11 protein-coding genes are annotated in these 15,469 nt (G+C 40.9%); 9 read left to right on the top strand and 2 right to left on the bottom strand.

What is annotated here, in order from left to right; genetic code table 11:
* Positions 1–132: 132 nt before the first annotated feature.
* A complete protein-coding gene (locus ACWPKD_RS06085) occupies positions 133–615 on the top strand; it encodes a hypothetical protein (protein ID WP_455411781.1) in 483 nt (160 codons plus the stop codon).
* 150 nt (positions 616–765) lie between these two features.
* Here ACWPKD_RS06085 and ACWPKD_RS06080 read toward each other — a convergent pair whose 3' ends face one another.
* Positions 766–2,970 carry a TonB-dependent receptor plug domain-containing protein gene (locus ACWPKD_RS06080; RefSeq protein WP_455411780.1) on the bottom strand — a complete coding sequence of 735 codons (2,205 nt, stop codon included), beginning with the start codon at positions 2,968–2,970 and terminating at the stop codon, positions 766–768.
* Between the two features lie 108 nt (positions 2,971–3,078).
* On the bottom strand, positions 3,079–3,468 hold the full coding sequence (locus ACWPKD_RS06075; protein ID WP_455411779.1) for an SPOR domain-containing protein: 390 nt from the start codon (positions 3,466–3,468) through the stop codon (positions 3,079–3,081).
* Positions 3,469–3,675: 207 nt separating this feature from the next.
* Here ACWPKD_RS06075 and ACWPKD_RS06070 point away from each other — a divergent pair, with 207 nt between their 5' ends.
* Genes ACWPKD_RS06070 through ACWPKD_RS06035 form a run of 8 tightly spaced genes read left to right on the top strand, consistent with a single transcriptional unit; the run spans position 3,676 to position 15,190 of the window.
* Entirely contained in the window at positions 3,676–4,995 is a 1,320-nt protein-coding gene (locus ACWPKD_RS06070) for a cytochrome c3 family protein (protein WP_455411778.1), read from the top strand.
* A 30-nt stretch (positions 4,996–5,025) separates the two neighbouring features.
* Positions 5,026–8,082 carry a TAT-variant-translocated molybdopterin oxidoreductase gene (locus ACWPKD_RS06065; RefSeq protein WP_455411777.1) on the top strand — a complete coding sequence of 1,019 codons (3,057 nt, stop codon included), beginning with the start codon at positions 5,026–5,028 and terminating at the stop codon, positions 8,080–8,082.
* A 40-nt stretch (positions 8,083–8,122) separates the two neighbouring features.
* The gene (gene nrfD, locus ACWPKD_RS06060) at positions 8,123–9,529 is read left to right on the top strand and encodes an NrfD/PsrC family molybdoenzyme membrane anchor subunit (RefSeq protein ID WP_455411776.1); all 1,407 of its coding nucleotides are present in this window, start codon (positions 8,123–8,125) and stop codon (positions 9,527–9,529) included.
* A gap of 6 nt (positions 9,530–9,535) precedes the next feature.
* Positions 9,536–10,063, top strand: a complete 528-nt coding sequence (locus ACWPKD_RS06055; protein ID WP_455411775.1) for a DUF3341 domain-containing protein — start codon at positions 9,536–9,538, stop codon at positions 10,061–10,063.
* Between the two features lie 8 nt (positions 10,064–10,071).
* Positions 10,072–10,623 carry a c-type cytochrome gene (locus ACWPKD_RS06050; RefSeq protein ID WP_455411774.1) on the top strand — a complete coding sequence of 184 codons (552 nt, stop codon included), beginning with the start codon at positions 10,072–10,074 and terminating at the stop codon, positions 10,621–10,623.
* Between the two features lie 22 nt (positions 10,624–10,645).
* Positions 10,646–12,184 (top strand): quinol:cytochrome C oxidoreductase, encoded by a 1,539-nt coding sequence (locus ACWPKD_RS06045; protein WP_455411773.1) that lies wholly within the window; start codon positions 10,646–10,648, stop codon positions 12,182–12,184.
* 18 nt (positions 12,185–12,202) lie between these two features.
* The gene (locus ACWPKD_RS06040; RefSeq protein WP_455411772.1) at positions 12,203–13,357 is read left to right on the top strand and encodes a cytochrome c oxidase subunit II; all 1,155 of its coding nucleotides are present in this window, start codon (positions 12,203–12,205) and stop codon (positions 13,355–13,357) included.
* A gap of 30 nt (positions 13,358–13,387) precedes the next feature.
* Complete coding sequence (locus ACWPKD_RS06035; RefSeq protein WP_455411771.1) at positions 13,388–15,190, top strand: cytochrome c oxidase subunit I; 1,803 nt, start codon at positions 13,388–13,390, stop codon at positions 15,188–15,190.
* Positions 15,191–15,469: the final 279 nt, after the last annotated feature.

Raw genomic sequence — 15,469 nt, 5'->3', positions numbered from 1 at the left:
ATATTGTAAAAATCAAATTTTTTCCAACTTGAAATACTACCTTAACGGAATGATAAAAAAGATGAAAAAACGGGTTAAAATGCCTAATTTTATGGTATAATTTTAATGATATGGGAATTAAAAAACAGTGTCATGAAATCAAAAATTGCTATTTACGATACACACAAACAGGCAGTAGATGCTCTTAAGGTGTTAAGTGACCATGATTTTCCCATGAAAAATGTTTCGCTCCTCGGAACGGCGGAGATTGTCGATGATCATATTCACGTACGATCCTCTGATACGCTCCAAAAAACACCGGCCATTATTGGTATGGGAGCGGGGACAGTTATTGGTTTACTTTCCGGTATCGGGGTTTTTACAATTCCCGGTTTTGGTTTTCTTTACGGTGCCGGTGCCTTAGTTGGTGCCATAGCCGGTTTTGATATAGGAATTGTTACGGGTGGTGTGGTTTCTTTTTTCTCTATTTTGGGAATAAAAGACGACGAAGTGATGAAATATGAGGAACACCTCAAAGAAGGCAAGTTTATGGTTATCCTGAAAGGTACTTTGGAAGAAGTCGAAGAGGCTGAACATATTTTGCATACCGAAGGAACTCATTTGGAACTTACCTAGAATGAAATGACATAAGACTACTCGTTACCGAAGAATATAGTTTAGTTAATGGAAAAGTAAAGTCCGGCATTGCCGGACTTTTTTATGATGTAGGGTTGTTAATCAGGAGGCGCTATCGAATCAGCTTTTCATTTTTTTGTGACAAAACGATTAAAATGTATAGTGTAGCGTTCCGTAGAAGTTTCGGCCCGGTGCATTGATCCCGGAAGCAAAAGTACGGTACTGCGTATCCAGAATGTTCTCCACCCCAGCCATTAGCTGAAGGCCTTTGTATATGGCAAACGAGGTTTTGAAATTGTAGGTTTCCCACGCAGGCATGCCGCCTTGTGGTGCATATTGCGGGTTGTCTTCTCCGCTGGAAGAATAGTCTTTGCTGTGTTTTTTACCGTTATACAGCATATACGCTTCAAAGGTTGCAAAACGCAAGGTGTAATTAAGCCCCAGTTTTCCGTAATACGGTGGGATGTGGTCTAATGGACTGTATGCTCCGGTTTCCTCATTGATGCTTCGTCCTAAAGTATAATGGAAGCTGGCGTTTAGCAAAAGATTGTCATAAACATAGGTTTTCAGTGTTGAGGAAATCCCGGTGATGAAAGCTTTTCCTTTGTTCTGATTGGCTACCACCACACTGGGCTGGCCGTTGTAATCAATAGTGCTTTGTCCGTTGTACAGGAATTTGTCGGTTACGATAGCATCTATAAATCGGGTGTAATAATACACATTGTCCCATTGAAAACGTTTGTTTTTACTGGTAATGGTAAACCCTAAATCCGTGGTAACCGTTTTTTCCGGTTTCAAGTCTTCGTTAGGGACAATTACAGTGCCGCTGCCCGATTCAAAAATCTTCGCTAAGTCATCAATGTTCGGTGCTCTGAAACCAGTTCCGATATTAGTGGTAAGGCGTACTGTTTCACTCGGATTGTGGATAAGGCCAAGGCTTCCGCTGTAAGTAAAATTACTTTGCTTGATTTTGTCAAAAGGCAGTGGGAAAAACGTATCGTCGTCAATAGTACTGTTCAGGGTAACATACCCGATCCGGGCACCGGAAGTCCAGGATGTTTTTTCATTGATAGTCCCCGTATAGATGGCGTAAAGGTCATTTCGGAACATATTGTTGTCGCCATTGGGATAGCGGGTGTTTATATCGCCAATCGCTCCGGTTTGAATATTATTGGAATATGCCGTTGAATTTGCCTTATCGTAATAACTTTCAATACCGTACAATAGTTCACTTTTGGAAAACGTCTTTTTCAAATCCAGATTAAGGGCAAAAGCAGCTGTTTTTTCAATGCGGTTTTCAAGATCATATCGTTGATACCTTCTGTTGTGTCTGCTTTCTTCGTTTTTCTGATAACTGGCCGTTAGTTTCAGGTCACTGTTTAAAAACGCTTTGTTTCGACTGAAGGTATAGGCGGCAAGAATCCTTTTCTGCGGACCGTAAAACCATTCTGCGTTTCGTAAGCCAGCAGCATTTGCGTCGGTCAAACGGTCGTAACGGGGGATGTCAGAAGTTGTGGAGTATTGTAAATTCAGGTCATGTACATTGGAGTTGCTTTGTTTGTACACGAACTTCTGGATAAAATTGTATTGTTTGTAGGCCGAGAACTTTTGTACATATTTGTCGGAATTGGTCACCATTACATCGGTACCGTCTATGGTTTCGATATATTGCTCCCTTTCGCCATAAAAAGCATTGTTGTGGTTGCGTTGGCGGCCCATTTTCAAATCGCCGAAATCGTTGAAGGAAAAGGAGGTGAGCGAGGCCCAGTTTTCCTTAGCGTAGTTCAAATCAAAATGAATGGCTTTTTCTTCATTTACCGAAGAATAGCGTGTAGAAGCCGCACCGCTGAATTTGTTTTTGGCTTCGGCTAATAATCTTGCTTTCTTGGTTTGCATGTTGATGGCACCTCCAAGCGCGTCACTTCCGAAAACCGTAGAGGAAGGCCCGTAAAAGATATCCATGTTTTCAATCATGTTCTGGTCTACCGTCAGGATGTTTTGCAAATGTCCTGCTCTGAAAATTAAGTTGTTCATGCGGATGCCGTCTACCAACAGAAGGATGCGGCTGGCTTCAAATCCTCGGAGTGTTGGGCTTCCGCCGCCCTGTTGTGATTTCTGTACCGCTGCTATACCACTGTTTCCAAGGATATCGGCTGGATTTTGAAAATTCTGGAAATCCATTTCCTTTTTGCTGACTGTTTCCGTTTGTTGGGGAATGTCTTTCTTCGGTTTCAGGTATTTTGGTGTGCTGATCTGTACTTCGTCTAGGTGTTTGACTTTGGTACTGTCTTTTTTGGTTTGGGCCTCAGAGCAGAGTGTTATCAATGAGAGCGTCAGAAAAAGTAACTTTTTCATTTAGTTGGGTTTAAGTTAGGTTTTAGTTTTTTTAGTTGAGGCAATTTTATAAAAAAAAATGGCAATTATTTCTAATTGCCATGATATAATTTTAGGTGTTCCTGTATTTTATTTGTTTGGTCGTAAAAGTAGTGCGTTGGGATACTTTTTTAAGATTTCCTTGTAGTTTCTTTCGGCTTCAATCCTTGTTTTAAAGGTGCCTACCCATACCTTATAGGTAGGATTGGAATAGACGATGGTTCCGTCAAGGTTTTTGAACTCTTTTCGGAAAGCTGAAAGGTTTTTCTTAGCTTCTTCATTGGTGCCGTAGAAGATCTGTATTTTATAGCGGTCATTCACCGTGATAGATGAATTTATCTTCCTTTTTTCGTTCAGCAGGTTTTCAAATTTAGGATCCTGTATAATGTTAAATTTTCCCGTTTGTGAAAATGATTTTTGGCTAAAATAAGCACTTAACAGCAGTAGTGTGATAAAGTAAGGGGTTCTTAAAATTCTCATAATGAACTATGTTTACAGCAAAAGTACGATTAATATGTCAACCGTAAAAGCAGATGTTTATTTAGAATTGGTATAAATTACAATTTAAGACAAATTTAAGGTTTTGATAATTATGCATAAGTTGTATTTTTGTCCGAGTTTATAAATAGGGTGTGTTTTCTTAAACGCGAAAATCATACCAAATTTAGTCGATAATCATTTTTAATTATGAAAAACGTGGGTAACCATAACTCGATTTCTAAAAAATTATTGTTCAGTCTGGCGCTGGTTTTGTCGCTTTCGCTGAACGTTTTTGCGCAAGATCCTGCTGCGGCGGCTCCTGCGGCTCCTGCAGCTGGTGCAGGTGATCCGGTAGCTGGAAAAGCTATTTTTAATGCTAACTGTGCGGCTTGTCATAAGCTGGATGCAAAGATGACGGGGCCTGCGCTTCGTGGTGTTGCTGACAAATATGACAAAGAATGGTTGTACAAATGGGTTAAAAACAGCGGTGAGTTGATCAAATCTGGTGATGCTCAAGCAGTTAAGGTTTTTGAGGAAAACAATAAAGTAGCAATGACTGCTTTCCCTCAATTGTCTAATGCGGATATTGATAATGTTTTAGCGTATACTTCTCAGCCTAAAGAAGAAGTTAAAACTCCAGGTCCGGATACAGCCGGAACAGGTGGTGCTTCTCAGGATGGGGTTTCTAATAACTTGATATTAGGAATTTTAGCGGTTGTTTTAATCATGTTGGTGGCGTTGTTGTTCTTTGTTAAGAACGTGCTTAGCAAGATTGCAGCGGCTAACGGGGTGGAAGTGCCTGTAAAAGAAAAGTCATTACCGTTGTGGAAGGCGTTTGCTAAAAATCAGTTCTTGGTTTTAGTGTCTTCAATCGTAATGCTTTTGGTGGGTATGTATTTCATCTACGGTTACGCGATGCAAATCGGTGTAGATCAGAACTACGAGCCGATTCAACCAATTCACTTCTCGCACAAAGTTCACGCGGGTGACAACAAGATTGACTGTAAATACTGTCACTCTTCAGCACGTGTAAGTAAAACTTCAGGGATTCCTTCTTTGAATGTTTGTATGAACTGTCACAAAAACATCAGTGAATTTGCCGGAGATAAAGATTCTGCTTACGTAGAGTACTCAAAAGAATACTACACTGCTGAGATTCAGAAATTATATGAAGCGGTAGGTTGGGATAAAACTACTCAGAAATATACAGGTAAAACCAGACCGGTTAAATGGATTCGTGTTCACAATCTTCCTGATTTCGTGTACTTCAACCACTCACAGCACGTAACGGTTGCAGGTGTGGAATGTCAGAAATGTCACGGTCCGGTGGAAACTATGGAAGTGATGAGGCAACATGCGCCGTTAACAATGGGATGGTGTGTGACTTGTCACAAAGAAACCAATGTTAAGGTGGAAGGAAACGATTACTACGCGAAAATTCACGATGAGCTTTCCAAAAAGTATGGTGTAGATAAATTGACGGCTGCACAAATGGGAGGTTTAGAATGTGGTAAGTGTCACTATTAATAATTAATAAGAAGCTAATATCTATATACAATGGCATCAAACAAAAAATACTGGAAAAGTGTTGAGGAGCTAAACGAAAATAGCTCTATTGTTGAGACGCTAAGAAACAATGAATTTGTTGAAGAAATCCCGACGGAAGAATTCCTTGGGGATGCAGCTACCTTGTCTGCTTCATCAACAACTCGTCGTGACTTTTTGAAATACGTTGGATTCTCAACAGCTGCTGCTTCGTTAGCGGCTTGTGAAGGTCCGGTTGTTAAGTCTATTCCTTATGTAGTTCAACCTGAAGAAATCATTCCTGGTGTTGCAGATTATTATGCAACTACGATGATGGATGGTTTTGATTTTGCAAACATCCTGATCAAAACCCGTGAAGGTCGTCCTATTAAAGTTGAAAATAATAATTTACCAAACGCTAAGTTTGGTGCTAATGCAAGAGTTCATGCTTCCGTATTGTCACTATATGACAGTATGCGCTTAAAGCAGCCGAAAAACAACGGTAAAGAAGCTTCTTGGGCTGAAGTAAATGCTGAAGTGGCGAAGAACTTATCGGAAGCTAAGGCTAAAGGAGGTCAGGTAGTGCTTTTAACAGGTACTATGGCGAGTCCTTCTACAGATAAGCTTATCGCGGAATTCATTGCTAAAAACCCTACGGCTAAGCACGTAGTATACGATGCGGTTTCTTCTTCCACGGCTTTGGATGCTTTCCAAATGGCTTACGGAGAAAGGGCTTTAGCAGATTACGATTTCTCAAAAGCAGACGTTATTGTTTCCGTTGGTGCTGATATCTTAGGAGATTGGCAAGGTGGCGGTTATGATGCAGGTTATGCAAAAGGGCGTGTTCCGAAAAACGGAAAAATGTCTAAGCATATCCAGATCGAAGCGAATATGTCTTTGGCCGGTGCCAATGCAGACAAACGTATTCCGCTTACAGTTACCGAGCAAAAACATGCTTTAGTAAAATTATACAATGCCGTAACAGGTGCTTCAGTTGGAACTGGTTCTTTAGGGAAACAGGATGAGGCTGTTGCTAAAGCGGCACAACAATTAAAAGCTGCTGGATCCAGAGGTGTTTTAGTTTCTGGTTTAGATGATGTTAATGCTCAGTTATTGGTATTGGCAATCAACAAAGCCTTAAATGCTGAAGCCTTCAACCCTGCAGGTGCCCGTTTGATCCGCAAAGGAGATAACAAAGCTGTTATGCAATTGGTTGCCGATATGAAAGCCGGTGCCGTGCATACTTTAATTATGAACGGTGTTAACCCGCTTTATACTTTGCCTAACGCTGCTGATTTTGCTGAAGGTCTTGGAAAAGTGAAACTTTCGGTTACTTTTACACAAAGAGAAGACGAAACTGCGGTTAAAACTAAGATTGTTGCTCCAACCCCTCACTATTTAGAGTCTTGGGGAGATGTAATGATCGCAAAAGGACAATATGCGGTAACGCAGCCTACCATCCGTCCTTTGTTCGACACAAAACAATTCCAGGAAGCTTTATTAGCTTGGAATGGTAATACTACTTCTTATTACGATTATTTAAAAGCTGTCGGAACAGCTGTAGCTCCAGGAACAACCTGGAACAAGTTGGTTCACGATGGAGTACATACTTTCGAAGCAGGAGTTGCCGGTTCCGGTGCTGCTGATTTCGCTGGCGCTGCTGCCACTTTAGCACAAGCTAAAAACCAAGGTGGTTTGGAATTGGTTCTTTATACCAAAACGGGTATGGGAGACGGACAGCAGGCTAATAACCCATGGTTACAGGAGTTCCCGGATCCTATTACAAGAGCGTCTTGGGACAACTATGTAACCGTTTCCAAAAAAGATGCTGAAAAAATCGGTTTAGAAAACTACAACGTGGCTAACGGTGGTCTTAACGGAAGTTATACTACTTTGGAAGTAAACGGTGTGAAGTTAGAGAATGTACCGGTTATCATCCAGCCGGGGCAAGCTGCCGGAACTATCGGTCTTGCTTTAGGTTACGGACGTAAAGAAGCTATGAAAGCAGAAATGCAGGTTGGGGTTAACGCTTATAAAGTTTACGGCAACTTAAATGCAAATCAGAGTGCTGTTAAATTGACTAAAGGAAGCGGAGATCACGAATTTGCTTGTGTTCAGTTGCAAAAAACATTAATGGGTAGAGGAGATATCGTTAAAGATACTACCCTGGAAATCTTCAATACTAAAGATGCTGAGATCTGGAACCCGATTCCAATGGTGTCTTTAGACCACCAGGAAACTCCTGCTACAGAAGTTGACTTGTGGGATTCTTTCGACCGTTCAGCTGGTCACCACTTCAATTTGTCTGTAGACTTGAATGCCTGTACAGGTTGTGGGGCGTGTGTTATCGCATGTCACGCTGAAAACAACGTTCCTGTAGTTGGTAAGTCTGAGGTAAGAAGAAGCCGTGATATGCACTGGTTGCGTATTGACCGTTACTATTCTTCTGAGGATACCTTCAAAGGAGACGTGGAATTAAAAGGAAAAGCTTCCGGTTTGATGAACTCTATTGATACGTTCACAGGAATGGAAGATCCGTCTGAAAACCCTCAGGTGGCGTTCCAGCCGGTAATGTGTCAGCACTGTAACCACGCACCTTGTGAAACAGTATGTCCGGTTGCGGCTACATCACACGGTCGTCAGGGACAAAACCACATGGCATACAACCGTTGTGTGGGAACCCGTTACTGTGCGAACAACTGTCCGTATAAAGTACGTCGTTTCAACTGGTTCTTGTACAGCAAAAACAGTGAATTCGATTACCATATGAATGATGATTTAGGTCGTATGGTCTTGAACCCGGATGTAAACGTTCGTTCGCGTGGGGTAATGGAGAAATGTTCAATGTGTATCCAAATGACACAATCTACGATCCTTAAAGCAAAACGTGAAGGACGTCAAATTAAGGACGGTGAATTCCAAACAGCTTGTTCGGCAGCTTGTACCAGCGGAGCAATGGTATTTGGAGATGTAAATGATAAAGAGTCTCAAGTTGCTAAATTGGCTGAAGACGAAAGAATGTATCATTTATTGGAGCATATTGGAACCAAACCAAATGTATTCTATCACGTAAAAGTTAGAAATACTTAAGAGTAATTAAATAAATTAATAAGAAACAATATAAAGGATTATGTCGTCTCATTACGAAGCACCCATTAGAAAACCTTTAGTTATAGGTGATAAATCTTATCACGATGTAACAGTAGACGTGGCTCGTCCTGTAGAAGGAAAAGCAAACAAACTATGGTGGACAGTATTTTCCATTGCATTAGCAGCTTTCCTTTGGGGAGCAGGATGTATGGTTTACACCATTTCTACCGGTATCGGAACTTGGGGATTAAATAAAACAGTAGGTTGGGCCTGGGATATCACTAACTTCGTTTGGTGGGTAGGTATCGGTCACGCCGGAACTCTTATCTCTGCCGTATTATTATTATTCCGTCAAAAATGGAGAATGGCGATTAACCGTTCTGCGGAAGCGATGACTATCTTCTCGGTAGTTCAGGCAGGTTTGTTCCCGATCATTCACATGGGACGTCCATGGTTAGGATACTGGGTATTACCAATTCCAAACCAGTTCGGATCGTTATGGGTGAACTTCAACTCACCGTTATTATGGGACGTATTCGCGATTTCGACGTATCTTTCCGTATCCTTGGTATTCTGGTGGACAGGATTGTTACCGGATTTCGCAATGATCCGTGACAGAGCCGTAACGCCTTTCAACAAAAGAATCTATTCCATCCTTTCTTTTGGATGGTCCGGTAGAGCAAAAGATTGGCAACGTTTTGAAGAGGTTTCTCTTGTATTGGCCGGTTTAGCAACACCACTTGTACTTTCTGTACACACGATTGTATCCTTTGACTTCGCAACTTCGGTTATTCCGGGGTGGCACACGACTATCCTTCCTCCGTACTTCGTTGCGGGAGCGATCTTCTCTGGATTTGCCATGGTAAACACCTTGCTTATCATCATGAGAAAAGTTTGTAACCTTGAAGATTATATCACCATCCAGCATATCGAATTGATGAACATCGTAATCATGATTACAGGTTCTATTGTAGGATGTGCTTATATTACAGAGCTTTTCGTAGCTTGGTATTCAGGGGTGGAGTATGAGCAATACGCTTTCTTAAACCGTGCAACCGGTCCTTACTGGTGGTCGTACTGGTTGATGATGACGTGTAACGTATTCTCTCCTCAGTTCATGTGGTTCAAAAAACTAAGAACCAGCATCATGTTCTCGTTCATTATTTCCTTAGTGGTAAACATTGGTATGTGGTTCGAGCGTTTCGTAATCATCGTTACTTCCCTACACAGAGATTATTTACCGTCATCTTGGACGATGTTCCAGCCGACATTCGTAGATGCGGGTATCTATATCGGTACAATTGGTTTCTTCTTCGTATTATTCTTATTATATTCAAGAAGTTTCCCTGTAATTGCTCAGGCAGAGGTTAAAACAATTTTGAAAACCTCTGGGGACAACTACAAAAGAGAAAGAGAAAAAGAAGGACATCATTCACATAATCATTAATAGGTCATGAGTACGAATAAAGTTATACATGCTATATACACTGATGATGACGTTTTAATGGATGCTGTAAAAGCTACCCGTGCAGCGCATCACCATATTGAAGAAGTTTATACACCGTTCCCTGTTCACGGTTTGGATAAAGCAATGGGGTTAGCACCAACGAGAATTGCCATCGCATCATTTATTTTCGGATGTATCGGTTTGACAGTTGCGGCTAATTTATTGAACTACATCATGATTTTGGACTGGCCTCAGGATATCGGTGGTAAACCAAGTTTCGCGTTCTATCAGAATATGCCTGCGTTCGTTCCGGTAATGTTTGAGATGACCGTATTCCACGCGGCGCACTTAATGGTTATCAGTTTCTATTTGAGAAGTAAACTATGGCCGTTTAAAAAAGCGGAGAACCCTGATGTAAGAACTACAGACGATCACTTCTTGATGGAAGTGGCGCTTCACGGAAATGAAGACGAAATGGTCTCTTTCTTTAAAAACACAGGAGCTGTAGAAGTAAAAGTAATTGATAAGCATTAATAGAAGATATGAAAGCCTTATATAAAATAGTAGCATTAGTTGGTGTTTCGGTGGTTGCGACTTCATGTTTCGACAAATCCAAGCCTAACTATCAGTTCTTTCCGAACATGTATGAGTCAGTAGCTTATGAGACCTACTCTCAGTCTTCTGCTTTCAAAGGTGGGAAAGAAGGATTAAAACCTGCGGAAGGTTCAGTGAAAAGAGGTTTCCAGCCTTATGAAGTGCCTAACACTACTGCAGGGTATGCTTATGCAAAAGCAAATTTGAAATCACCTCTAGATTCTTTATCGGCTAATCCTGAAAAAGCGGCGGAATTGTTTAATATCTATTGTGCAATCTGTCACGGAGAAAAAGGAGACGGTAAAGGAAACTTGGTAAAAAGAGAAAAATTCTTAGGGGTACCAAGTTATGCCGACAGAGAAATTACTGAAGGAAGTGTTTTCCACGTAGAGACTTATGGTTTAAACGCCATGGGATCGCACGCCAACCAGTTGACTCAGGAAGAGCGTTGGTTAGTGGCAAGACACGTAATGACACTTAGAGGGGAATTAAAAAAGTAAAACTCATTTGAACGTTTAGAATATGTACACATTTTCAAACAAATTAAAAACTGCTGCATTTGTCCTTATGGCTTTAGGGTTGTTGGGGATTGCATACGGTTTTTTAACTGCACCAAAAACTACGGAAGACGTAGAGAAAATACTGGCAGAGAGCCATCATGGCGGACATCATGCTGCGGCTCCGGCTCACGGAGAAGTAGTTAAAGCTATGGAAGCCGGAAAAGAAGCTGTTGCACACGGTGAACATAAAGTCAGTGATTCTGTAACTGCTACTCTTGCTGCACATGCTGAGGCTTCTGTTGAAAAACAAGCTGATTCGGCTGCTGTACATGCAGACACAACACATGCTGCTGCGGCTCATGCAGAAGAAGCACAACACGATGATGCACACAAAGCAGAAGCACACCACGGTGCGGAAGGCGATGCTCACGCTGAACACCAAAAACACCTAGAGCACGTGTTACACCAATTGCAGAACAAACCTTGGGCTGCTGTGTATGTGGCTTGTATTTTCTTCTTGTTGATTTCTGTTGGGGTTTTAGCGTTTTACGCGATCCAATGGGCAGCTCAGGCAGGGTGGTCACCGGTATTGTTCCGTGTTATGGAAGGAATTACCGCTTACTTATTGCCGGGATCAATCATCTTCATCGTACTTTTAGTGTTAGGAGGAATGCATTTCCACCACTTATTTGTTTGGATGGGAGAAGGGGTAACGGATCCGTCAAGCCCTAATTATGATGCTATCATTACAGGAAAATCAGGATTTTTGAATGTGCCATTCTTCTTGATAAGAGCTGTTGTTTTCTTAGCAGGTTGGAACTTGTACCGTTATTTGTCAAGAAAGAATTCTTTGGCACAGGATAACGCTACTGATGATTCTTTCTACAAAAAGAATTTCAAAATGGCGGCTGCTTTCTTAGCGTTCTTTATCGTAACAGAATCGATTGCTTCTTGGGATTGGGTTATGTCCGTGGATCCTCACTGGTACAGTACCTTGTTCGGATGGTATGTATTTGCTTCTTTCTTTGTAAGCGGAATTACAACTATCGCTTTCGTTACTTTATATTTAAAATCAAGAGGATATTTAGAGTATGTGAACACAAGTCATATCCACGATTTGGCTAAGTTTATGTTCGGTATTTCAGTATTCTGGACGTACTTATGGTTCTCACAATTCATGTTGATGTGGTATTCTAACATACCGGAAGAGGTTACCTATTTCGTGACCCGAATCGAAAACTATAAGTTACCGTTCTTCGGTATGGTTGTAATGAACTTTGTGTTGCCGATTTTAATCCTTATCAACACAGACTTCAAACGTCTTACCTGGATTGTGGTGATGGCAGGTATAATAATCCTGTGCGGTCACTATATTGACTTCTTCAACATGATCATGCCAGCTACCGTAGGTGACCAGTGGTTCATCGGTGCTGCTGAGATAGGAGCTTTATTGTTCTTCTTAGGATTGTTTATTTTTGTTATCTTCTCGGCTCTTACTAAAGTTCCGTTGTTGGCAAAACGTAATCCGTTGATTGAAGAAAGCAAACATTTTCATTATTAATATTTAAGTAATAAACAAATGACAGGTTTATTGATACTTTTAGTAGCAGTTTTATTAGGGGTTGCCATCTGGCAATTGACTAAGATATTTGACTTAACCCAAATCGGTGGAAAATCTTCAGAGAAATCTGAAATTGCAAACGATAAGGACAATAATTTAAATGGTTACTTAATGTTTGGCTTTTTAGTCTTCATTTACTTAACGACAATTTATTGCTGTGTTAAATTTGGACATTTTCCATTGATGGACGGTTCAGCTTCTGAGCACGGACCTGAAGTGGATCAGTTAATGTGGATTTCCATGATCCTTATTTTTATTGTTCAGACAATCACTCAGGCATTGTTGCATTATTTTGCATTTAAATATAGAGGAAAGCAAGGCAATAAGGCTTTATACTTCGCGGATAATGATAAATTGGAATTCATCTGGACTATCATTCCGGTGATTGTTTTGGCAGGTTTGATCCTTTACGGATTGTATGCTTGGACTAACATCATGTTTGTGGACGAGAAAGAAGGTGATCCTATTTATGTAGAGTTGTATGCAAAACAGTTCAGCTGGGAAGCAAGATACGCTGGTGAAGACGGAGCTCTTGGAAAAGCGAATGTACGTTATATCGAGGGTGTAAATACTTTAGGAGTGGATTTATCTGATCCTAATGCACAGGATGATAAACAAGTTCAGGAATTACACTTGCCTGTAGGAAGAAAAATCATCTTCAAAATGCGTTCTCAGGATGTATTGCACTCTGCTTACATGCCACACTTCAGAGCACAGATGAATTGTGTTCCGGGTATGGTGACTCAGTTCTCTTTCACACCGACCAAGACTACGGACCAAATGCGTCAGTCACCTGAAATGCTTGAAAAAGTTGCTAATATCAACAAGATCAGAGCTAAGAAAAGTGTTGCTTTGGTTGCGGAAGGAAAAACTGCTTTAGAGCCTTATACTTTTGACTATTTGTTGTTATGTAACAAAATTTGTGGAGCTTCTCACTTTAACATGCAGATGAAAATCGTTGTGGAAAGCGAAGCAGATTATAAGAAATGGTTAAGTGAAAAAGCTACTTTGAGCAAAGCGGTACAGGAGGCTAAAGCTTCTGAGGCACCGGCGGAAGGAACAGCGGCACCAGCAGCTGATACTACAAAGGCAATTGCTCAGGTTGGTAAATAATAATGTTTTATATTTTCAAATAAAAATAATATGTCAGCAGTAGGACACGATTTAAGTCACGATCACGGACACGACCACGAACATCATCATAAAGATACCTTCATCACGAAGTACATCTTTAGTATTGATCATAAAATGATTGCTAAGCAATACCTTATAACCGGTTTAATCATGGGGATTATCGGGGTTATGATGTCATTGTTGTTCCGTATGCAGATTGCATGGCCGGAAGAATCATTTGGAATTTTTAAATTCCTTTTAGGTGAAAAATTTGCTCCGGGAGGAGTAATGCGAAATGATATCTATTTGGCGTTAGTTACGATTCACGGTACTATCATGGTATTCTTCGTATTAACGGCAGGTTTGAGTGGTACTTTCAGTAACCTTTTGATTCCGTTACAGATTGGAGCACGTGATATGGCATCCGGGTTTATGAATATGATTTCTTACTGGTTGTTCTTCGTGTCAACCGTAATCATGTTGATTTCATTATTTGTAGAATCAGGACCGGCTTCTGCTGGTTGGACGGTTTATCCTCCATTATCGGCCTTACCACAAGCGATACCAGGTTCTGGTACAGGTATGACCCTTTGGTTAGTATCAATGGCTATCTTCATCGCTTCTTCCTTAATGGGGTCGTTGAACTATGTCGTTACTGTGATCAACCTTAGAACAAAAGGAATGTCGATGACAAGATTACCGTTAACAGTATGGGCTTTCTTCATTACTGCAGTTATCGGTATCGTTTCCTTCCCGGTTTTATTATCGGCTGCTTTATTGTTAATCTTCGACAGAAGTTTCGGTACATCGTTCTTCTTGTCTGATATTTATATTTCTGGAGAGGTTTTACATTACCAAGGAGGTTCTCCGGTATTGTTCGAGCACCTTTTCTGGTTCTTAGGTCACCCTGAGGTATACATTGTATTATTACCGGCATTGGGAATCACTTCCGAGATTATTGCTACGAATTCCCGTAAACCGATCTTCGGTTACCGTGCGATGATTGCTTCGATTTTAGCAATTGCCTTCTTATCGACTATCGTTTGGGGTCACCACATGTTCATCTCCGGAATGAACCCATTCTTAGGATCGGTATTTACCTTTACAACGTTATTGATTGCGATTCCTTCTGCGGTAAAAGCATTCAACTATATTACTACCTTATGGAAAGGTAACCTTCAAATGAACCCAGCGATGTTGTTCTCTATCGGATTAGTGTCAACATTCATCACAGGTGGTTTGACCGGTATCATCCTTGGAGATTCTACATTAGATATCAACGTTCACGATACATACTTCGTAGTGGCTCACTTCCACTTGGTAATGGGTATCTCGGCACTTTACGGTTTCTTTGCCGGAGTGTACCACTGGTTCCCTAAAATGTTCGGAAGAATGATGAATAAAAATTTGGGGTACATCCACTTCTGGGTAACGGCGGTTTGTGCTTACGGGGTATTCTTCCCAATGCACTTTATCGGTATGGCCGGTTTGCCAAGACGTTACTATACTAACACGGCATTCCCGTTGTTCGATGATTTAGCAGACGTAAACGTATTGATTACTATGTTTGCTTTGGTTGGGGCAGCGTTCCAATTGGTATTCATCTGGAACTTCTTCTACAGTATTTTCTACGGTAAGAAAGCTGTTCAAAACCCTTGGAGATCCAATACATTAGAATGGACTGCGCCGGTTGAGCACATTCACGGAAACTGGCCGGGTGAAATTCCTCACGTACACCGTTGGGCTTACGATTACAGCAAGCCAGGACATGACGAGGATTTCGTTCCGCAAACTGTTCCTTATAAAGAAGGCGAAGAGCAACTTCATCATTAAGATTATAAATTCATCAAAAAAGGCCTTTCCATTTCGGAAAGGCCTTTTTGTTTTGTGTTTGTTCTTGATTTGTATCGTTAATTAGTATTCCTTTTATTTTCCTTTTACTGTTTTAATGCTGTAAAGGTATTTTGTTGTAATTATTCTGTCAGTCTTTCAGAAGTTGCTCTTGGTTTAAATCTCTGAGGTGAATTTGTTTGATTGCGATGCTTTGGAAGTGTCTTTTCTATTTCAATACGGCACAAAAAAAGGGAGGCCATTATTAATATGACCTCCCAT

This window comes from Flavobacterium pedocola, from assembly GCF_053764385.1.
Note: the sequence above shows the minus strand (reverse complement) of the source record. Positions and strands in the feature narration are given on the sequence as shown.

What these genes read in the sequence shown, in the direction of transcription:
- ACWPKD_RS06085 (WP_455411781.1), top strand. Translation starts at nt 133, where the DNA reads ATGAAATCAAAAATTGCTATTTACGATACACACAAACAGGCAGTAGAT.
- ACWPKD_RS06080 (WP_455411780.1), bottom strand. Translation starts at nt 2,970, where the DNA reads ATGAAAAAGTTACTTTTTCTGACGCTCTCATTGATAACACTCTGCTCT.
- ACWPKD_RS06075 (WP_455411779.1), bottom strand. Translation starts at nt 3,468, where the DNA reads ATGAGAATTTTAAGAACCCCTTACTTTATCACACTACTGCTGTTAAGT.
- ACWPKD_RS06070 (WP_455411778.1), top strand. Translation starts at nt 3,676, where the DNA reads ATGAAAAACGTGGGTAACCATAACTCGATTTCTAAAAAATTATTGTTC.
- ACWPKD_RS06065 (WP_455411777.1), top strand. Translation starts at nt 5,026, where the DNA reads ATGGCATCAAACAAAAAATACTGGAAAAGTGTTGAGGAGCTAAACGAA.
- nrfD (WP_455411776.1), top strand. Translation starts at nt 8,123, where the DNA reads ATGTCGTCTCATTACGAAGCACCCATTAGAAAACCTTTAGTTATAGGT.
- ACWPKD_RS06055 (WP_455411775.1), top strand. Translation starts at nt 9,536, where the DNA reads ATGAGTACGAATAAAGTTATACATGCTATATACACTGATGATGACGTT.
- ACWPKD_RS06050 (WP_455411774.1), top strand. Translation starts at nt 10,072, where the DNA reads ATGAAAGCCTTATATAAAATAGTAGCATTAGTTGGTGTTTCGGTGGTT.
- ACWPKD_RS06045 (WP_455411773.1), top strand. Translation starts at nt 10,646, where the DNA reads ATGTACACATTTTCAAACAAATTAAAAACTGCTGCATTTGTCCTTATG.
- ACWPKD_RS06040 (WP_455411772.1), top strand. Translation starts at nt 12,203, where the DNA reads ATGACAGGTTTATTGATACTTTTAGTAGCAGTTTTATTAGGGGTTGCC.
- ACWPKD_RS06035 (WP_455411771.1), top strand. Translation starts at nt 13,388, where the DNA reads ATGTCAGCAGTAGGACACGATTTAAGTCACGATCACGGACACGACCAC.